General features: G+C 37.7%; 20 protein-coding genes. 11 read left to right on the top strand and 9 right to left on the bottom strand.

The features are described 5' to 3' along the window. Positions 1-2: 2 nt before the first annotated feature. The 5 genes from ACNQGH_RS13445 to ACNQGH_RS13425 all read right to left on the bottom strand — a co-directional run bounded on the left by ACNQGH_RS13445 (position 3) and on the right by ACNQGH_RS13425 (position 3184). The gene (locus tag ACNQGH_RS13445; protein WP_417956525.1) at positions 3-308 is read right to left on the bottom strand and encodes a DUF4134 domain-containing protein; all 306 of its coding nucleotides are present in this window, start codon (positions 306-308) and stop codon (positions 3-5) included. Between the two features lie 198 nt (positions 309-506). Beyond that, positions 507-1331 (bottom strand): hypothetical protein, encoded by an 825-nt coding sequence (locus tag ACNQGH_RS13440; protein ID WP_417956524.1) that lies wholly within the window; start codon positions 1329-1331, stop codon positions 507-509. Between the two features lie 38 nt (positions 1332-1369). Beyond that, positions 1370-2002, bottom strand: a complete 633-nt coding sequence (locus ACNQGH_RS13435; protein WP_417956523.1) for a conjugal transfer protein TraD — start codon at positions 2000-2002, stop codon at positions 1370-1372. Between the two features lie 2 nt (positions 2003-2004). Further along, positions 2005-2412: a DUF3408 domain-containing protein gene (locus ACNQGH_RS13430; protein ID WP_417956522.1), complete on the bottom strand. Its 408-nt coding sequence runs from the start codon at positions 2410-2412 to the stop codon at positions 2005-2007. Between the two features lie 4 nt (positions 2413-2416). Continuing rightward, a complete protein-coding gene (locus tag ACNQGH_RS13425) occupies positions 2417-3184 on the bottom strand; it encodes a ParA family protein (protein WP_417956521.1) in 768 nt (255 codons plus the stop codon). 705 nt (positions 3185-3889) lie between these two features. Between ACNQGH_RS13425 and mobA the strand changes: the two genes are divergently transcribed. Continuing rightward, positions 3890-4327: a conjugal transfer protein MobA gene (gene mobA, locus ACNQGH_RS13420; protein ID WP_417956520.1), complete on the top strand. Its 438-nt coding sequence runs from the start codon at positions 3890-3892 to the stop codon at positions 4325-4327. Between the two features lies 1 nt (position 4328). Next, positions 4329-5627 carry a conjugal transfer protein MobB gene (mobB, locus tag ACNQGH_RS13415; protein WP_417956519.1) on the top strand — a complete coding sequence of 433 codons (1299 nt, stop codon included), beginning with the start codon at positions 4329-4331 and terminating at the stop codon, positions 5625-5627. A 27-nt stretch (positions 5628-5654) separates the two neighbouring features. Here mobB and ACNQGH_RS13410 read toward each other — a convergent pair whose 3' ends face one another. Further along, positions 5655-6212 (bottom strand): hypothetical protein, encoded by a 558-nt coding sequence (locus tag ACNQGH_RS13410; RefSeq protein ID WP_417956518.1) that lies wholly within the window; start codon positions 6210-6212, stop codon positions 5655-5657. A 216-nt stretch (positions 6213-6428) separates the two neighbouring features. Here ACNQGH_RS13410 and mobC point away from each other — a divergent pair, with 216 nt between their 5' ends. Continuing rightward, positions 6429-8456, top strand: coding sequence for a conjugal transfer protein MobC (mobC, locus tag ACNQGH_RS13405; RefSeq protein WP_417956517.1), 2028 nt, complete (start codon positions 6429-6431; stop codon positions 8454-8456). Positions 8457-8479: 23 nt separating this feature from the next. Here mobC and ACNQGH_RS13400 read toward each other — a convergent pair whose 3' ends face one another. Next, positions 8480-13834 (bottom strand): N-6 DNA methylase, encoded by a 5355-nt coding sequence (locus ACNQGH_RS13400; protein ID WP_417956516.1) that lies wholly within the window; start codon positions 13832-13834, stop codon positions 8480-8482. After that, complete coding sequence (locus ACNQGH_RS13395) at positions 13821-14258, bottom strand: DUF1896 domain-containing protein (protein WP_417956606.1); 438 nt, start codon at positions 14256-14258, stop codon at positions 13821-13823. Before ACNQGH_RS13395 ends, ACNQGH_RS13400 begins: the two co-directional genes overlap by 14 nt. Before the next feature lie 410 nt (positions 14259-14668). On the opposite strand from ACNQGH_RS13395, the gene ACNQGH_RS13390 reads away from it, so the two are divergent. The 8 genes from ACNQGH_RS13390 to ACNQGH_RS13355 all read left to right on the top strand — a co-directional run bounded on the left by ACNQGH_RS13390 (position 14669) and on the right by ACNQGH_RS13355 (position 20015). Next, complete coding sequence (locus tag ACNQGH_RS13390) at positions 14669-15001, top strand: ArsR/SmtB family transcription factor (RefSeq protein ID WP_417956515.1); 333 nt, start codon at positions 14669-14671, stop codon at positions 14999-15001. Positions 15002-15020: 19 nt separating this feature from the next. Next, positions 15021-15491, top strand: a complete 471-nt coding sequence (locus ACNQGH_RS13385) for a DUF6428 family protein (protein ID WP_417956514.1) — start codon at positions 15021-15023, stop codon at positions 15489-15491. Between the two features lie 26 nt (positions 15492-15517). Further along, positions 15518-16150 (top strand): arsenate-mycothiol transferase ArsC, encoded by a 633-nt coding sequence (locus ACNQGH_RS13380; RefSeq protein ID WP_417956513.1) that lies wholly within the window; start codon positions 15518-15520, stop codon positions 16148-16150. Between the two features lie 2 nt (positions 16151-16152). Next, positions 16153-17223, top strand: a complete 1071-nt coding sequence (gene arsB / locus ACNQGH_RS13375; protein ID WP_417956512.1) for an ACR3 family arsenite efflux transporter — start codon at positions 16153-16155, stop codon at positions 17221-17223. 39 nt (positions 17224-17262) lie between these two features. Continuing rightward, positions 17263-18036: a metallophosphoesterase family protein gene (locus tag ACNQGH_RS13370; RefSeq protein WP_417956511.1), complete on the top strand. Its 774-nt coding sequence runs from the start codon at positions 17263-17265 to the stop codon at positions 18034-18036. 3 nt (positions 18037-18039) lie between these two features. Continuing rightward, positions 18040-18774, top strand: coding sequence for a metallophosphoesterase family protein (locus ACNQGH_RS13365; RefSeq protein WP_417956510.1), 735 nt, complete (start codon positions 18040-18042; stop codon positions 18772-18774). Between the two features lie 22 nt (positions 18775-18796). Next, positions 18797-19369 carry a Crp/Fnr family transcriptional regulator gene (locus ACNQGH_RS13360; protein WP_417956509.1) on the top strand — a complete coding sequence of 191 codons (573 nt, stop codon included), beginning with the start codon at positions 18797-18799 and terminating at the stop codon, positions 19367-19369. A gap of 73 nt (positions 19370-19442) precedes the next feature. Then, positions 19443-20015: a hypothetical protein gene (locus ACNQGH_RS13355; protein WP_417956508.1), complete on the top strand. Its 573-nt coding sequence runs from the start codon at positions 19443-19445 to the stop codon at positions 20013-20015. A gap of 153 nt (positions 20016-20168) precedes the next feature. Here the strand turns inward: ACNQGH_RS13355 and ACNQGH_RS13350 are convergent, their stop codons facing one another. Then, entirely contained in the window at positions 20169-20411 is a 243-nt protein-coding gene (locus ACNQGH_RS13350) for a hypothetical protein (RefSeq protein ID WP_417956507.1), read from the bottom strand. Positions 20412-20709 lie beyond the last annotated feature (298 nt).

The raw sequence follows: 20709 nt of genomic DNA, 5'->3' as shown, positions 1-20709 counted from the left end.
TTTTAAAGGAAGAATGAACGGAGAATGGTAGCCGCTACAATCAGGAAGATACACGCACCAAACCAGCTTGCAGCGGTCTTACTGGTATCGGGATCTCCGCTGCTGAATTTGTTATACACTTTAACTCCACCGATGAGGCCAACCACTGCTCCAATGGCGTAGATAAGCTGTGTGGCGGGATCGAAATAAGATGTCACCATCTGGGTTGCTTCATTGATACCGGCTGTACCGTTTCCTTGGGCCAACGCACCGTAGCCTGTCAGCATTACTACTGTTGCCAGCAGGACTTTTTTTCTTTGTTTTTCCATCGTTAAACAAATTAATTGTTATTGTTTTTCCGCACTCTGCGGGCTTTCGGAACAAAGATGTTATGGAAATAGAAGCATTGTAACAAAGTGGCAGTAAGTGGAATTCTTTGGCTGAAAGCGGCATTTCGTATAGAGGATATGCATAAAAAAAGCGTCAAACAAGGAATGTTTGACGCTCTATTATCATTTAATATTGTCCTACATTTTTCGACCTTTTTTTTTCGTAGGATTATCAGGAGTTGACTGTGATTGTCCAGGTTTCATTTTTTTGGACTGTAACCTTTTCAGGTTTTCTTTTATAGTTTCATCGATGCCGGTTTCATTCCAGGGAATTGTCCGCGCTTTAAACTGAAGCTTCAAACCTATTCTTTTTAAATTTTGGGTTTCATCAAATCCGTTTCGCCTGTTCCAACCTATGGGATCGAGTTTATATTCATGGGGAAATTCTATTGCTAACAGTTCTTTCGGATATTCCGTGATGTTATCATAATCCAGTTCCTGAAACTCATGTGTCGTGGGATTGTATGGAATAATGTAGCAGTTTTTCTCTTCATCGAAATAATGGTCAATTTCTGAGAAACGGATACCCATAGTCGTATAATCGTCCTTCGGTCTCAGCAGGTCTATCCTCGCATCTGCGTAAAACGTATGTCTGGCAATATCAACCGTTGGAAGGTGGCCTAACCGGATACGTTTTTGAAGCGCATCCTGATCAACCATTAGATCAAAATCAGACTTGCTGGTAACATCGGTAATGTTATACTTTGCTGCCATGCCCTCCGGGTCAAGCTTAACCAATTCCGGTATCGTTACTGTTATTTTTTTATTGCTGGAAAACAGGTGTGGAATATTCTTTTCTTGTAAACCATAGGAGAACTCATAACCGTCTCCCAAATCCCGCATGTGAAAAATCGATATGATATTCTTTGGATTGCTTTTTTCCGACAACTCCAATTTGTTTACATCGACAAGGAACTCTGTTGCCTCGATATTAATCGTTGGTAACGCTCTTTTTTCTTTCATAATTATTCTATATTAAAAGACAATGGGAAGATGTCTTTTCAGACAAACTCCCCAATGTCAAAATCTTCCAAATCATTTTTCCGCAAAGTGGAAGAACCGGTATCCGTTTCAGAAGAAAGACTCCCGTCTAATAGCTCGGCTATCTTACGAGAGGCACTTTCCATGGAATTTTCCAGCAAGCTGAATAATTCGGTTCCCTGTGTTTTCTGAACAATAGCAACCGCTGTTTCCTTTTGAGATGGCTCCAATTTTTCTTTTTGCAGCAGCAACCCCACGGAGCTTAGTTCTTCAAAGGTAACCCCTTGGGCAAAACCGTAATCCTCACCAGATATTCCATACCTGTTCCATTCTTCTTCCTCTTCCTCAAAATCAGGCATGTTTCTGAAAATATTGTCCAGTTCTTCCTGCGGAATTTCTATGTCAAAATCGTTTTCTTCGATTTCTGATTCAAAATTATCAATCTCCTTTACCGACTCTTCGTTTAGGCTTTTAGAGGCTCTACTTGGCACTGAAAGGTTTCTCGTTGGTTTGGGAATACCCATTATTTCAGGCAGATTGGGATTTACGAATGGTGGCTTTTCTTGTTTTGAAACCGCCTTTTTTATGGTGATCTTGTCCTTTGATAAAAGGACAATTACGATCAACAGGCATATAACAATCACTATTTCCATGGCTAAAAAATTGGTTTATGCTTATCATTATAACTCTTAGTAATCTGTTCTCCAAACTCTTGAAAATGGTACTCTAACAAATTATCCAGATAGGCATAAATGGTTATTTTATCTTCACCGATAACCTGTACGATACGGGACATCTTTTCGTGAAAATCAGGACGTATGTATACCGATTTTCCATTTCGGGCATTGGTTTCAGCTCTCTTGAAAAATATTTTTTCGTAATCCGTTTCATTTATCTTTTTCACCTTGCTTCGCTCTTTGATTACCAGTTTTTCTTGTTCTGGCTCTTTCGCTTGTTCACGGGGAATTTGCATGCCTTCCTTTTTCACGCCATCCTCCATTATAGCCATCATCAGTTCTTCGTCGATTTCAGGTATAACTTTTTCCTTATCATCTTTTTGCATAGAATTATAATTGAATTGTTCTTAAAAACTCAGCCATAAACTGGTCTAGTCGACAGGCTTTCATCAGCCGTTCATCCGGAGGCAGTAGGGTTGAACGAAATACGGTCTTGGCATCGGCTTCACTTTCCTTGCGAAAACGCATGCTGTTCATGATTTGGGATTGCATAAGGGTTAATCCGAGATCGCTGATGAGTTCGTTGTAGATGTCATAGAGCGGTGAGCGTTCACGCCCATCCACCTGATTCCAGAATAGGCTGATATTTTCTATAGATGTTTCTCCCTTTTTCATGATAACGTCCGTCATCAACTGCGTAAAAACGAGTGTACTTTCCATGACCAAACGGTCAGCCGTAATAGGCGTAAAAATATGGTGCATTCCTGCCAAAGCTTTTAAAATCCCAGGTGTATTCACCGTTCCTGGAAGGTCAAAAAAGATAACATCAATGGGCACTGTCGACGACTCTGCGAAGTCATGTGCATCTTCCAGCAGACCTTCTGCTTTATGCTTCATAACAGGATAAGCCTTTTTGTTGATGGTTGTGAACTGCTTATAAGCCATCCGTTTGAATACATCGTTTTCCATGACTGTAGCCTTATCACGAGTACGCATTTTTATCAAACTGTATTGTGGAAAGTCACAATCAAATACGGCTACATTATAGCCGAGCCGGTAGTGTAAGATACTAGCAGCAATTGCTGTAAATGTACTTTTGCCAACACCTCCCTTTTGAGAAGAAAAGGCAATAAATAGTGTTCTGTTTTTTGTCTTCATTTGTATAACTGTTTTTAATTATATATTCACCTACAATGATCTACACCATCCTATGTGTGACATCATCTATATGGCACTGCACATATTTGTATGTCTTCTTATGTACTTTTCTGCACACAGTCCCATTTTCATACATCAGCGACTATTTATATCTGTATCTCTTTATAATTGTCCGTCCGCGCATAGAAAGCAATCTATTCAAGTACTGACCTGCATAATTTCGTGCATTTGCATGTAGGGATCTGAATGCCTATGATTTCAAGTCCTTAGCTACCATTCTATGTATTTCTGTAGCTACACAGTTACGGTGGTGCATATAGGACTAAGCGTGAATGCTGGTACAAAGAAATGCAGATACATACCAGCTCATATCAACCTGTCCATCATTGGCATTAGGTGGCACGCTTTGGCAGTAAAACACACTGCAATGGTTCCATTTTGAGGACTTTACTTTGTAAAGGTTTTGATAAGTCGAACAGATGAAAAGCTCAAATCAATTTGTGGGTAATAACCAGAACGGCGTCAAGCCGTTTATCCCTGCTAACTTTAATCCGCCTGAAAGGGCGGATTTTCCTTTCACCCGAAAGGAGCAAGTTGTGTTTTGAGCTGCTCGAAATGAATTCCGCTGCTCAAAACAACTTGCCCCGCTGGGGGCTGAAAAACATCCTCCGAAGTCGATGTTTATAATTTTATAACTGGATTTTTATGGACCAAAGCAATAACAGACAACTAAGGAAATCAGGACGAAATCCTAAAAAGGATCCTGCTGTATTTCGTTATTCCATTAGTTTGAATGAAAAAGAAAACGCCCGTTTTCTTTCTCTTTTTGAACAATCAGAAATGAATGTAATGGCACATTTTATCACTGCCTGTATCTTTCAGAAGACCATTAAGACCATCAAAGTTGACAAGGCTACCATGGATTATTATATGCGACTGACCACACTGTACGGTCAGTTTCGCTCAGTTGGAGTGAATTATAACCAGATTGTAAAGCTGCTTTATCGCAATTTTTCGCAGAAAAAAGCAGCCGCTTATCTCTATAAACTTGAAAAGCATACAACTGAAATGGCAGGATTATGTCAGCAAATCATACAGCTTACAGGAGAATTTGAAACAAAATATCTTAAAAAAAACGACTGAGATGGTGGCTAAAATCGGCAGGGGACAAAATTTGACAGGTGTACTTACCTATAATCAACTCAAAGTGGAGAAAGAAAATGCAGAGGTTCTCTTTACCCATAAGATACTGGAAACGCGTGATGGTCATTATTCTGTTACTCAAATGTTCCACTCTTTTGAGCCCTATTTGCTGGCAAATCGCAAAACGGAGAAAACGGTACTGCATATTTCCCTCAATCCCGATCCAATGGACAATGTCAGTGATGAAAAATTTAATGCTATTGCACAGGAGTATATGCAAAAAATGGGATACGGGGAACAGCCTTTCGTAGTGTTCAAGCATACTGATATTGAGCGTACCCACATTCATATCGTTTCGGTTTGCATAGACGAACAAGGCAGGAAGATTTCAGATAGTTATGAGCGTAAACGTTCGATGGATTTATGTCGTGAGCTGGAACGAAAATACGGATTAGCCTGCGCAACAGATGCAGTGAACAAACAAAACGAGAAAGCATTCCGCCCGGTGAATTATAAAACCAATGACATTAAAGGCCAGATCGCTTCGGTGGTACGGTATCTGCCCAAACACTATCAGTTCCAAAGTTTGGGCGAATACAATGCTTTGTTGTCCCTGTTCAATATTACGTCAGAAGAAGTCAAGGGAGAGCTGCACGGGAAGCCTAAACAAGGGCTGATCTATTTTGCACTGAATGAAAATGGTGAAAAATCAAGTAATCCGTTTAAAGCATCTCTTTTTGGAAAAAGCGCAGGATACATTGAGCTTCAAAATCATTTTATAGCATCCAAAGAAGCACTTAAAGAAAGTGATGCGAAACTATCCATCAGGAAAGCAATTGAAACGACTCTGCGATCGACCACTGACGAACTGGACTTTAAAAAACAGCTGACTGAAAAAGGCATTAATGTGATTATTCGCAGAAATGATACCGGACGTATTTATGGAATTACATTCATTGACCACAATTCCAAAACGGTATGGAATGGTTCGCGTTTGAGAAAAGAATTCTCAGCCAATGTATTCAATGACTGGTGGAATAATGGGCTACAACCGGAAGTCAAAAACACTGAGAATACAGAGACAATTTTAACCAAAACAGTATCCGAAAGTTTACCAACTGACAAACCTCACGATTTATTTGATTTTCTAAGTAATCATGGTCCTATGCAATCTGACGATATCCATAGCAGTATAGAAGGTTTTGGTGGGTTATTGCCGGAAGCTCAGGGAGAAGATTACCAAGAACAGGATTTTGCCAATAAGATGAAGAAGAAAAAGAAACGTAAGAGAGGTCAATAGGTTTTGTTGTTCATTATGAACTCCCGATTATGAAGATACTTTCAATCCCCAAGCATAGCTCCAATACAAAACCTTCGTAGCAGTTGGTGTCTTGAACTGATAAATACCATAGATGTATAATGAAAAAAGTATTAATGCTCCCCAACTAAACCCTATACACAATATACCCTGTCTTTCTGTCGGATTGAACATACCAACAACCAATGATTTTACTATAAATGAAGGAACAATACAGCATAATAACACACAGATTACCCACGGTAATATCCATAACTTCCGGTTGTTTGCCTGCAATCCGATGATAGTACCTTTAAAGAAATAAATGATGCAGAAAATAAGATAAGTAAATAATATGGAGAAACCCCAAATTTTGAATTTGTTGGTTTCTTCTCCCCACAACTTTTTCGACAATAAAAATCCGGTATAAAAGAACACGCCAAAAATAGCAGCTATTTTTAAGACGAAAATAAAAACCTCAACGACCACAAACATTATTCCTGTGGCAGATTGACTTTCTCCTCTTTTCCGAGCTATATATTCATCTTCACTTTCTCCCGGATAAGCATCAGGATTATTCCAATTCATACTATTCCTCTTTATAATGTTGATTACTCAAATTGATCAGATAACCCAAAGTCATTTTTAATGATTATAAATTTAATAAAAAAATAGTTGTAAAATCTAAATCTGATTGGAACCACTTAACGCCAAACACTGCCACGCACCTCCAATGCCTACCACATTTTTATAGCCACGCTGCACACTCTTTAAATTCACGCCCGAACATTTAATAATTAGAAAATGCAGGGAGAAGATGACTTAAGGGGATTAGCTAAGATTATGGAGTTTATGCGTGCCGTAAGTATTTTATTAGTACTGATGCACTGCTATTGGTTTTGTTACGAGTTCTTCAAAGAAGAACAATGGACATTATCTATTATTGATAAAATATTGAGCAACTTTCAGCGAACGGCTGGGCTGTTTTCGCATACGTTGTATACGAAACTATTTGCTTTGGTTCTTCTGGCATTAAGTTGTTTGGGCAGTAAGGGAGTGAAAAACGAAAAGATAACCTGGAGAAAAATCTATATAGCGCTCACAATAGGTTTTGTTTTTTTCTTTCTCAATACTCCATTACTCAGATTGCCTGTAGAAATGGCCACATTTTTATATGTTTTCACCTTGAGTCTGGGGTATATCGCCCTGCTGATGGCAGGTGTATGGATGAGCAGGTTACTCAAAAATAGCCTTATGGATGATGTCTTTAACACTGAAAATGAAAGTTTCATGCAGGAAACCCAGTTGATGCAAAATGAGTATTCTGTCAATCTGCCAACTAAATTCTGGTATCAAAAAAAACAGCACAATGGTTGGATCAATATTGTAAATCCTTTCCGAGCGACTATCGTATTAGGTACACCCGGTTCCGGTAAATCCTATGCCATTGTAAACAATTACATTAAACAACAAATCGAAAAAGGTTTTTCAATGTATATCTATGATTTCAAGTTTGATGACCTTTCTACCATTGCTTACAACCATCTATTGAAACACACCGACAAATACAAAGTTAAACCAAAGTTTTACGTAATCAATTTTGATGATCCGAGAAAAAGCCACAGATGCAATCCTATCAATCCCGATTTTATGACCGACATATCCGATGCCTATGAATCTGCCTATACCATTATGCTGAATCTAAACCGATCCTGGATACAGAAGCAGGGTGATTTTTTTGTTGAAAGCCCAATTATCCTTCTGGCAGCTATCATTTGGTTTTTGAAGATTTATGATAATGGAAAGTATTGTACTTTTCCTCACGCGATTGAACTGCTCAACAAAAAATATGCAGACGTCTTTACAATCCTGACCACCTATTCCGAATTGGAAAATTATCTTTCCCCATTTATGGATGCCTGGCAGGGAGGCGCTCAAGACCAGTTACAGGGACAGATTGCTTCTGCTAAAATTCCCTTGTCAAGGATGATTTCGCCGCAGTTGTACTGGGTGATGACAGGCGATGATTTTTCGCTGGATATTAATAATCCCAAAGAGCCTAAAATCCTTTGTGTAGGCAATAATCCCGATAGGCAAAATATTTATTCCGCTGCCCTGGGATTGTACAATTCCAGAATTGTAAAACTCATCAATAAAAAAGGACAGCTCAAAAGTTCGGTAATCATAGACGAATTGCCCACAATATATTTTCGCGGGCTGGACAATCTGATTGCCACTGCACGTAGCAATAAGGTAGCTGTATGTTTGGGGTTTCAGGATTATTCACAATTGACAAGAGATTATGGGGATAAGGAGAGTAAAGTAATTCAAAATACTGTAGGGAATATTTTTAGCGGACAGGTTGTAGGTGAAACTGCAAAAAGCCTGTCGGAACGTTTTGGTAAAATATTGCAGCGACGTCAAAGTATGACGATCAATCGGAATGATAAATCAACTTCCATTTCCACACAATTAGAAAGCCTTATACCGGCTTCCAAAATCTCTACCCTGACACAGGGAATGTTTGTAGGTGCCGTTTCGGATAATTTTGATGAACGTATCGAGCAAAAGATTTTTCATGCGGAGATTGTTGTAGATAATGAAAAAGTTGCTGCTGAAACCAAAACGTATCAGAAAATCCCGGAGATACTTTCTTTTGTAAATGAGCAGGGAGAAGATATGATGAAGGCTGAAATTGAAGCCAACTACAAACAAATCAAACAGGATATTATTGGTATAGTGTCGGATGAAATCGAGCGAATTAAAAATGATCCGGACCTGCAACATTTGGTACCAAAAACAAATGATAAAAAAGGCGATACTACCAAATAAACACACTTTTTTAAGAACTGCAATCAGGAGATTTTCAGTTTCTGAAGAGTCTGTGATGTTTGATCTTCTTGCGGTTTTTGTTCGGAGCCTTGTACTGGTTGTTCCGGAGTAATTGATAGTTGTATTTCCCTTTCCAGTGCTGCCAATTCGTTTTTTAATTCCCCCAATGCATTTTCTTTAGTCCATACAGTGCTTACTACTTCTTCAAGGACAGGGATGTCTTTTTCAATCTCACTTATTTTCTTCTGTTCCAGTTGGATCAATCCCGGTAGTTTCTCCAGTGCATTTAAAAAGTTCATCGATGCCAGTTTAGGATCGGTCGCCATCTGTCCATTGTTATGGGTGTATTTGATATTGCCTTCTCCCTTTATGAAGAAGCGATTATCCCTGATAGTAATCCCTTCTTTTTGCGAAACCTCTGTTTTTACCAAAAGTGTAAATCCATACAATATACCGATTTCCTCATACTGTCCCTCTGTATGTGCTTTATCAGCAAGCAGGCTGAGTTTTTGACCAATCTGTTTTATATCCGCATCCCCAGGTAATCCAATGAGTTGGACCGGATTCAATACTGTGCCGTCCTTATTTTTTTGGATGCGTTTTTCAATATTCTGCCAATCGATGGACATTCGCTCCATTAGGGATTTTGCAGATTCAAGGGTTGCCATACTATTTTCCAGCTTATATCTTGACATAGACTTGGAACGCGTGAACGCCTGTCTTTCGCTTTCCAAAGAAGTAATCTTTTTTTCTAACTTGGCTTTCTCCAACAAATCGGTATTGCCGGAAAGAATGGCAACATATTCTGAGAAATTCATTCCCGATTTTTCATCCATACCGCCTTCGTCAATGGTACGCTTACCGAGACTATTGTTTTTGAGCTGATCTATAAATAATTGTTTATTGTGCAACAGGTTAAACTTATAACTGTCCAACGATTTCTCAACTGCATAAATGATAACGTCTACTTTGTTATCTGCAAAATATTTGGCAATCTCATTGCCTTTACGGATGGCTCTGCCGTCCCTCTGCGCCAGATCACTCGGTCTCCAGGGCGTGTCTAAATGATGTACGGCAACCGCACGTTTCTGGGCATTGACTCCCGTTCCCAGCATATCGGTTGATCCGAATAGTATCCTGATTTTTCCTTCGTTCATGGAGCTTATGAACTCCTTGCGCATCTTGTCGGTTTTTGCCTCCTGGATAAAGCGTATTTCATGTGCAGGAATCCCATGATCCTCCACCAGCTTGCGTTTGATTTCCGAGTACACATTCCACTCAACCGGTTTGTAGGTGCCTAAATCAGAGAATACAAACTGGGTTCCTTTTTGTGCATTAAAACGATTGTAATATGCTGCCAGCTTTGCCGCGCAATGGGAGGCTTTACTATCCGGGTGGTCATCGTATTTCTGACTAATCATACGCATGTCTAACGACATCTTACGGGCATAGTCGGTAGCGATTAACATTTTTGCTTTTTCTTCGGAGGCAGACAGCTTTGCTCTTCCCAATAGTGTAGCATCACCCGTTTTGGCAAACTCCATCAATTTTTGGATGAATATCTCCTGCTGTGGGGTTGGTGGAATATTATGCAGTATTTCATTTTTCTGTGGACGATCGATACCAATATCTTTTGCCGTCCGGTAATCTGTAATCTCTGTGTAAAACTGAGCCAGTTCGGGTACTTTGATAAAATATCGGAAGCGTTCTTTCTGAACAATATTATTTGCTACTGAGAATTCATAGTCCGTAGTTTTTCGTGCATAAATAGCTGCCCATGCATCGAAACAGTTAATACCTTGTTTTTCCAATGCCTGTGGGCGCAGATATTTAAACAATAAATAAAGTTCGGTTAGTGAATTGCTGATGGTGGTCCCGGAAAGAAAAGTAGCGCCTAAATCTTTTCCGCTTCGTTCCTGTATGGTGCGAATGGCAAATAGCAGGTTCAATGCCTTTTGGCTTCCCTGCATATTACCGAGTCCCGCAACACGGTCATGGCGGGTATTGAACATCAGGTTTTTGAAACGATGGCTTTCATCCACCAACAAATGGTCAATGCCCATCATCTTAAAATCGACTATATCATCCTTGCGATTTTCAATATCATGCTGAAGTATTTTGAGTTTGACTTCCAGATTTTGTTTTCGTATGATGACTCCCTTGAGCATTGCGCGTGATATTTCTTTTCCCTGTGATTGCAATGCCTCAAGGTTTTCTTCGACACTATCCAGTTCCGTCTGTAATATCTCTTTTTGCATTTCCGGTGATTGTGGAATCATCCCGAATTGGTCATGGGTCAGGATAATACAATCCCAATTGTTGTTTTTAATCTCTCCGAAAATACGCAGACGTTTTTGAGGTGTAAAATCTTCTTTCCCCGGATATAATATTTTAGCATGCGGATACGCTATGCGGTAATTTTCGGCTATTTCGTGAACATTGGCTTTTAGTCCAATAATCATCGGTTTATGCGCCAATCCCAAGCGTTTCATTTCCTGTGCGGCAATACACATAATGAGTGTTTTTCCCGCGCCAACTTCATGATCGCATATTGCTCCTCCGTTTAGTTTGATCATCCATACCGCATCCTTCTGGCTGGAATACAAATCTTCTATGCCCAAAGCTTTTCTGTCCAGGCCAGGAAAGTCCTGATGGCTGCCGTCATATTGTGGACGGACAAAACAGTTAAAGGTGTCATTGTATTTATCGGTGAGACGTTTCTTAAATTCATCGTTTTGAGCAAAGAGCCATTCAGAAAATGCTTTACGGATTTCATCAATCTTAGTATTAGCCATCTGGATGGCTTCCATATCACGCACCTTTATTTCCTGGTCGCCATGCATTACTTTTTTGGTAATGTCCGGTGTGGTATTGACCAAGCCATGTTTAAGCAACGTAATTCCGTCATAAGACCGGCTTTGAGATTTTATAGCATACTTCTCCGTTATATGGATATTTTTGGTATCACAATTAATTGAAAAGTCATCCGTATTCTCCGTGTAATAGATCCGTACAGCGGTATCAAACAAATGAGAAGCAAAATGGTTGTAAATACCCGTGGGTATCCAGCGCTCGCCTAAATTAAAATCCAGTTCTTCAAATTCAATGCGTCTCGGAACAGCTTGCTGCAGAGCGGACAGACTATCTCTGGCTTGCAGATCTTCAGGGTTTAATTCTAAATAGTCCTTTATTGTCTGGGTTTTTTCCACCACATTTCCTGAAATCCATCGCTCTGATATTTCATATGCTTTTTCTAAAGGGTTATAAAAAATGCGTCCTTTCAGGGTCTCTTTCAGATTATCAACTGATAATTCGCTGATTTGCGACATATAATCCAAATTCACAGTCCCATACTTGTTGAGTGATGCCGCTAATGCCTCATCAGGATTATCGGTGGATAGCGTACTAACGGAAAAACTAACTGGGTGGTGGAAGATATCCGATTTGTGAACCACACCGCCAACCACGCGTTCCAGATAAGGGATTTCGTTTCCTGCACTATCGGTTTTGATAAGCTGGATGTTCTCGGCGCTGTTCAGGCTTCCAAATCTTTTGACAAAAGCGCCATACAAACGGTTGAATGTTTCTCTTTCTTCCTTATGTTCGGTCTGCTTTTCAGTTTCTTTCTGGTATAAGTCAAAATAGACATCTCTTATGGAAACATAAGCCTCAGCTCTTGCTTTTTGGATTGGCGTTAAGTGTAGGGGAAGGAATATTGCCTGCCTGTTGTCGTTATCGAAGTCTTTTAGATAACCAATATGGCCTTTATCAATAACAAGGCATTCTTTACGGTGGAATGGCTGGATTTTTCCCGTATAAATAGTGGGAGCTGGAATTTCATTGATTACCGGAGTTGCTTGATTTTGACCGTTACCGTTCGTACCTGAAAATAAATCCCCAATCAAAGCCTGTTTATTGCGATTGTGAGGAGTAGTGGAAGCCAGTGGCGTGTAGAGCTGCTGCGCTCCGCTGAACAAATTTCCCTGATGGCCATTTATTGCCTTTTTCCTTTGGGAAGTTGGCTTTTTGGTTTTGACAGGACTGGCTGTGGCCACGGTTTGTACTTCATTTTCAAAAAGGTCAAACAAGCTCAACTGAACATCATTGACATTGCTTTTTTTTGGGGTAAATGAATCCTGTTGTCTCTGTTTTATTGTTTGTTCTTCTGCCACAGTAGGCATAAGCTTTGGCTCATCCGGAATATGCAATGTAGTATCCATGTTATGTTGCCCGTTGTACAATCCAATATCAAAACGGATAGCAAAGTCGGCAGTAAGTATCTCTTTGAGGTCTCTGGCTATGCCTTTTATACCGTCCTGATGCTCATAGATCCACGTGGGCTTCCCGTATATATCGGTACCTTTGTGCAAAGAGGTATGCACGACACGTTGCAGATTTTCAAATAGTGTATTATTGATGGTGTTATCCGAGGTTATATAGGTTTGGCAGAAACGATTTTCCAGTTCGGATAACCCTTGCTTCCCAGTGTTCTTTTGCAAGATTATCAAGTCACTTCCCACTTCAGTTCCGGCATAATCCGTAAAGAGGTTATTTGGCAAGCGTATGGCTGAGATCAGGTTGCAGTTTTGCATCAAAGCCTGACGTATTGCTCCATTTTTGGTACTGTTAAGAACTCCCTGTGAGGTAATAAATGCCAATATTCCACCATCACGAAGCATATCTACTCCCTTTAAAAAGAAATAATTGTGAATGCTTCGGGCAGCTTGTACGCGAGCCAGATTTTTGCTGCGTATATAAGAAAGGTCAAATATGGAGGTGTCACCAAATGGAATATTGCTGGCAATTACGTCATAACTTTCTTTCTCTCTATCCGGGATTTCTTCAAATCCCGTAATGCGGATGCTGCTATCTGGATTGAGTTGTTTTAATACTTTGCCTGTAAGCAACTCCTTTTCGTATGCTGTTATTTGTGATACCCCATCATTTTTAAAGGCGTCAATAAATGCCCCTATTCCTGCCGATGGTTCTAAAAATCGTCGGATACTTATTCCGTTTCCCTTTATCGAGTCTACTATGGCTTCAATTACGGGAGGCGGGGTGTAAAAAGCCGTCAATACAGAGCTTCTCATGCTATCCACATATTGGCGGTATTGCTTTTCATCTGCAGCGTTTTCACGTAAGAGTTGGTGAAGCTCTTGGGTATGGGAAAATAAATCCTGTTCGGATTTTACCCATTTCCCGATGCCGCCGGGCGTATCAACAGGATTGAGCACAAATTTAAGGCCACCAAAACCACTGTAAAGCATCATTTGCTGTCGTTCGGTTTCGGTAGCTTGGCGTTTCTCTTGTTCTAAGCGAAAAGCAGTTCGTAACGCTTCGATATTGTGTTTAAGATGTTCTTTTTTACTGAAGGCCATTTTGCTCGATCCAGATTTGAATGGTTCCTACCAGTTCAGTATAGAGCAAGTCAAATTCGGGACTGTCAGCAAAATCATCGGATAGTTTATATCCAGCAAAGACAGCTTTGCAAACAGGCATCATCTTCAGAGCAAAGGGGAGGAGTTCTTCATCTACCATCAACGTATCAAACTCATTGCATACAACTTGAAACACTGTATCAAATTTTGAAAAGTGTAATCCTTTAAACAATATATACTGGGCAATCTCATTGCATTGTTCAATTGTATTGCCAGCCATAAAGGCATCATTATATGATTTTGCTGCTATTCGGCCACGTCTGTCAATAAATTCTTTATTTCCGGATAGCTCCGGAAAACTCGTGTTGAGTAATTCCTTTAATCTCAGTGAGTAATAGGATATTTTATTTTCTGCTACCATAATTGTTTTTATAAGATGATTGTAAATTTACTTCATTAGAAAGCAGGAATAAAAATAAAGAGATGGATAGTATTGAAGATTCTTAAGGCATTATTTGACGGGAAAAGGCTTTAATTGGCATTTTTATTTTGTATTGTACCCATCAATTCCATTGAAAAATAGAGTCTTGAATATGGGAGAAATTGATTGCTATGCATATAGATGGAAAAGCATTTGGTGCAAAACTAAAACAAGGAATTAAGCCTAAATAAGTTTATAGCCTAGGTATTCTTGCTAATCAACAAAAATTATCATCTTGTGAATTGAATGAATTATGGAAAAAAGAATACGGTTATTAATAAATTGTTAAGTTTTGAAATAATATTTTTTTTAAAATCAAATACATCGTAATATTGCAATATAAATATAATACTATGGGAGCAACAAAAACAGACAGCTTTACAGATAAGCAAAATGAGTTGGCCATTTTAGCCAAAGCACTCGGGCATCCCGCACGTATAGCCATTATTGAGTATTTACTCAAAGTAGATAGTTGTATTTGTGGTGATATTGTAAATGAGCTGCCACTGGCACAGCCTACGGTTTCACAACACTTAAAAGAGCTGAAAAATGCTGGAATAATCAAAGGAAACTTAGAAGGAAATTCAATTTGTTATTGTATCAACGAACCGGGTTTTGAATTAATAAAAGGTTTTTTCCAAGACATCACAAAACATTTAGATAAAAAGAAAAACGACTGTTGTTAAATTTTTAAATAAAAACGCTATGAAACTATCACAAGTAAAAAACATTTTGAAGTCGGTTGAAGCTGTAAACTTCATCTTGGCTGACGGAACTTCAGTGCCAGAACATTTTCACGTAACCGAAGTGGGTTTAATTACCAAAAACTTTATTGATTGCGGAGGAACTGTTCGAAAAGAAACTGTGGTTAACTTCCAGTTATGGGATGCCAACGATTTTGAACATCGATTGAAGCCTCAAAAATTACTCAACATTATTGAGCTATCGGAGAAAGTGCTGGGAATAGAAGATTTTGAAATCGAAGTGGAATATCAGGCACAAACCATTGGTAAATACGATTTGGATTTCAATGGAAACGATTTTGTTTTACTAGACAAAAAGACTGCCTGTTTGGCTCAAGACCAATGTGGCATTCCATCAGAAAAGCCGAAAGTGAGATTATCCGATATGAATAATGAAGTCAGCTGCTGCACTCCCGGTGGAAGCTGCTGCTAATTTTAAACTATAAAAACTGATATAAAATGATCTTAACTAAAACAAACGTTTTTCCTGAGATTGCAGCTGTAATCAATACTTTTAATTTCGAAAGCATTACTGCAGAACGTAGAATTATTTTGCAGCCGCTTGTCGATTATATACAAAGTAAAGCTGCCAATAAGCAGGAAATAAGACTAAACTTAATTTGCACTCATAATTCAAGAAGAAGCCATTTGTCTCAAGTCTGGGCACAAACAGCTGCTGCATATTATGATATAAAAAATGTGTTTTGCTATTCTGGCGGTACAGAAGCGACAGCGATGTTCCCTATGGTATCTAAAACACTTGCAAAGCAAGGATTTGAAATAAAAACTATTGCTGAAGGAAGTAATCCAATATATACTATAAAATATGCTGAGAATGAGCATCCAGTTATTGGTTTTTCTAAAACGTATGATGACAATTTTAATCCGCAAGATGAATTTGTTGCCATTATGACCTGTTCACAAGCCGATGGGGGATGTCCTTTTATTGCCGGAGCTGAAAAACGTATTCCAATTACTTTTGAAGATCCAAAAGCATTTGACAATACACCACAGCAAGCAGAAAAATACGAAGAGAGAAGTTTTCAAATAGCAACCGAAATGTTTTATGTTTTTTTACAAATTAAAAAATAAGTATGTCAGCAAATAATTGTGCACCAGTAGTAGAACGTAAAAAATTAGGTTTTCTAGATCGTTTTTTAACCCTTTGGATATTCTTGGCAATGGCAATTGGAGTTTCAATAGGCTATTTCATTCCGTCCAGTAGCGGGTTTATCAATTCTTTTTCAAGTGGTACAACTAATATTCCTTTAGCCATCGGATTAATCCTGATGATGTATCCACCATTAGCCAAAGTAAAATACGAACAAATGGGCGAAGTATTCAAAAATACAAAAGTGTTGGGTGCTTCATTATTTCTAAATTGGATTGTTGGCCCAATATTAATGTTTTCTTTGGCATTATTGTTCCTTAATGGATATCCTGAATATATGATTGGAGTAATCCTGATTGGATTAGCACGTTGTATCGCAATGGTAGTCGTGTGGAATGATCTAGCCGACGGAAATAGAGAATATGCAGCAGGATTAATCGCTCTAAACAGTATTTTTCAGGTATTCCTTTATAGTGTTTATGCTTATGTTTTTATAACGATTTTACCGCCATACTTCGGTTATACCGGTTTCAATGTAAACATCAGTATAGGTCAAATTGCCGAAAGCGTGGGTATTTACTTAGGAATTCCTTTTGCACTGGGAATAATCAGCCGTTACGGTCTTATCAAACTCAAAGGCGAGGAATGGTTTCAAACCAAATATGTTCCTTTTATCTCACCAATCACGCTTATAGCATTACTATTTACCATCATATTAATGTTCAGTCTGAAAGGCGAATTGATTATTCAAATACCGATGGATGTTGTACGAATAGCCATTCCTTTAGTAATATATTTTACACTAATGTTTGTGATTAGTTTCTTCGTTGGAAAATACTTTGGTGCCGATTATTCGAAATCAACCGCTATAGCATTTACAGCAACTGGAAACAATTTTGAATTAGCCATTGCAGTTGCCATCGGAGTTTTTGGTATTAATAGTGGTCAAGCCTTTGCAGGTGTAATTGGGCCATTAGTTGAAGTGCCAGCACTTATTGCATTAGTAAATGTTGCTTTTTGGTTTAGAAGGAAATACTATACTATAAAAGCATAATTTTTTTTAAAGTCAGTAAAAATTTAAAACAAATAAATTATGAGAATAGCTTTATTTAGCGATATCCACGCAAACCTTCCAGCTTTGGAAGCTTTTTTTAAAGATATAGAAATAACAAAACCAGATGCGGTTTATTGTTTAGGAGATTTGGTTGGATACAATATCTGGCCAAACGAGGTTATCAATGAGATAAGAAAAAGAGGTATTCCAACCATAGCAGGAAACTATGATTTTGGTATCGGAAGAACCAGTAATGATTGTGGCTGCGCATACAAAACAGATGATGAAAAAGCCAATGGTGCAATTTCAATATCGTTTACAAATTCACTTGTGAAGGATAAGGAGAGGCTTTACCTGCGCTCACTTCCAGCTCATATTAAATTAGAATTCCAACTCAATAATGACAAGCTCAACCTGTTGCTTGTACATGGAAGTCCAAGAAAAATTAATGAATATCTTTTTGAAGATCGGGATGAAAAAAGCATGTTACGTATTATGGGAAATGCTGATGCTGACATTATGTGCTTTGGACATACTCATAAGCCTTATCATAGAGTAATGAATGATGGCAAGGACGAAGATGATCACTTCAGACATGCCATTAATATTGGCTCTGTAGGAAAGCCGAAAGATGGTGATCCAAGAGGTGGCTACGTAATGCTAACCATAAATGAAAACAGCTCTGTCAAAGATAAGAATAGCATCTCGACAGAATTTATTCGCTTTGAATATGATGTCGAAAAAGCTGCAAAAGCTGTTGAAGACAGCCCATTGCCAAATGCTTATGCTGAAAGTTTAAGAAAAGGAATATAACCGATGAGAGTTGCTATAATATCAGATATTCATGCCAATTTTCCTGCATTGGAAGAAACATTAAAAAGCATAGAACACCAGAATATTGATGCTGTTTATTGTTTAGGGGATTTGGTAGGTTATAATTTATGGCCAAATGCGGTAATCAATGAAATCCGTAAGAGGCATATCCCTACTTTAGCTGGAAATCATGACGTAAAAGCTGTGGATATAAATAATAAGGGATCAAAAGATTCTGAAAGTTATGCGTATCAAATAGTTGGTAAAGAGCAAATAGAGTATCTTTCAGCTCTGCCTGCACATATAAAATTGGAATATCAGGTAATTAATAAGCTGATTATGGTATTAATGGTGCATGGCAGTCCATACAGCAATAAGGAATACTTACTTGAAGATAAAAACGAAAAAGACTTCACTAATATGTTCCTTGACTGTGGAGCTGATATCATTATTTGCGGACATTCTCATAAACCTTATCATCGGGTATTGGAAAATCCTGATAAATTAGGGAGTTATTTTCACGCTGTTAATGTGGGATCTGTGGGTAAGCCCAAAGATGGAAATCCAAAATGCTGTTATGCGGTAATGACCATCAATAAAAACAGTAATTTCTCAAAAAAAAAGGGTATCCAGGTAGAATTTATCCGAGTGAGATATGATATTGAAAAAGCGGCTAAAGCCATTGAAGAAAGTGATTTGCCAAACAGTTATGCGCAAATGTTAAGAAAAGCATATTAACTTTGTCCATATAAAATCTGCTATGGAAAGTTTAAAAACGTTTTTGCGTACAATTACCTATATTAGTGATGCTGACTTTGAAAATACGATTGGGTATTTTAAGAGTCAGCATTTAGCTAAAAATAGCTATTTTGTATTACCCGGAAAAATATGCCAACAAGTTGCTTTTATAAAGAAAGGAACGCTTAGAACTTATTATTTAAACCAAAATGCCGAGGAGGTAACGTCTTGTTTTTGCATTGAGAATAACTTGACTACTTCATATAAAAGTTTCATTTTACAGCAACATTCAGAACTTGCTATCCAGGCTATTGAAGATGCTGAGCTTTTAGTTATTGACTATGCCGATCTACAGAAACTATATCAGCAAAGCGTGGTTTGGCAGAATATTGGCAGAACAATAGCTGAAAGACAATATATTGTAATGGAACAGTATGCGAGTGTTCTATGCAATGAAACAGCAAAAGAGAAGTATTTGCGTTTGCTCAAAGAACAGCCGTCTATTTTAAACAAAGCATCCATAAATGACATTGCCACTTATCTTGGTGTAACCCGCAGAACACTCAGCCGGATTAGAAAAGAAATTACACAATAACATTTGAGGACATTTGTCCTTACACATATAATAGCTGTCCATTACTTTTGTTTCATATTAAACTCAAAAACAAATGGAGACAGCGATTATCATTACATCTATTTTACTAATATTATTTTCGGTTTTGGCTTTCTATGACGGATTTTATCTACATATTTTCAGGTATAAGCTTCACAATCAATCGGAAAGTAAAGCAGAACATTATACACATACCATAAGAGCAGTATTCTTTCCTGTAATTCTATACTTTGTCTTCTTAAAACAAGATTGCGTTACAAGTTTTACGATTGGTTTGACAATTGTAGCTTTTGATATCCTTGTGATGGCAGTTGATGCTTTTATAGAAAAAGACAGCAGAGAATTTATGGGTGGACTCCCTCGCTGGGAATATATACTTCATCTATTTGTCAATGGATTTCATTTTGCTTCAATTGCAGTTTATCTGTCCATTAAGCTGAATATTAAAAATGGTGAAATAGCCGTTTTGCCTAATATCGATCAATATCAAAACTATCAAATATTTAATGCAATAATTGCTAATCTTTTGCCTGGCGCTATTCTCATTGCACTTCTGCATCTGTTTTTATGCATACCAAAAACAAGATATGTCTGGGATAACTTAAGAGCCAAAATTCAATGTTGTTGATTTTTTTTAAAGCAATCTTAATAGAAGAATAGTGAAATTGACCACTGTAATTTGATTTTAAAGGTGGGTGAAAATTTTAGAATAAACTGACTGTCTGTTTTTTATTCTAAAGTTATATTATAAGTATTGATATTGCAATGCTTTATACAAGTATTACATGTCCTTCTCATCATTTAACTCTACTTCATCTGGTTTTTTAAAGTAGTTTAATTCCTTTTCAATTTTCTTTTCATCTTTCCAATTTTGCTTTATTAGTATAACAATTAATACAATAGCACCAATAAAGACTATCGATAATATAAACCAATTGATTTCCATAAGATTTAAATTTAATGTTATATTTTGTTGAGAATTAAACGAAATTAAATAAGTTGTCCCATTTTCAAGATAATCCATTGTATAAAGTAAGTGAGAAAATCTCATCCTAACTTACGACTTGGGTAGCTGTCTTATTTTGTAGTTTATTTTCATTTTTGAATAATATATTTTTAAAAACAAATCTAGTTTTCATGATAATTTATATCACATAAAGATAATCATAAATAATATATTTAAAACATAATATATTGACAATAAGATATTTGTGTGTAATTATTATAAACTGGAATCAAAATGAATCTATTGGAGTAACAGAAGATCTACTATATGCAGTAGACACCCATCTTTAATGGACTGATTTATATTTTTACTTAGT

Source organism: Flavobacterium kochi (genome assembly GCF_048286715.1).
In the GTDB taxonomy this organism is placed as follows: domain Bacteria; phylum Bacteroidota; class Bacteroidia; order Flavobacteriales; family Flavobacteriaceae; genus Flavobacterium.
This window is presented reverse-complemented; position numbering and strand designations above follow the sequence as displayed.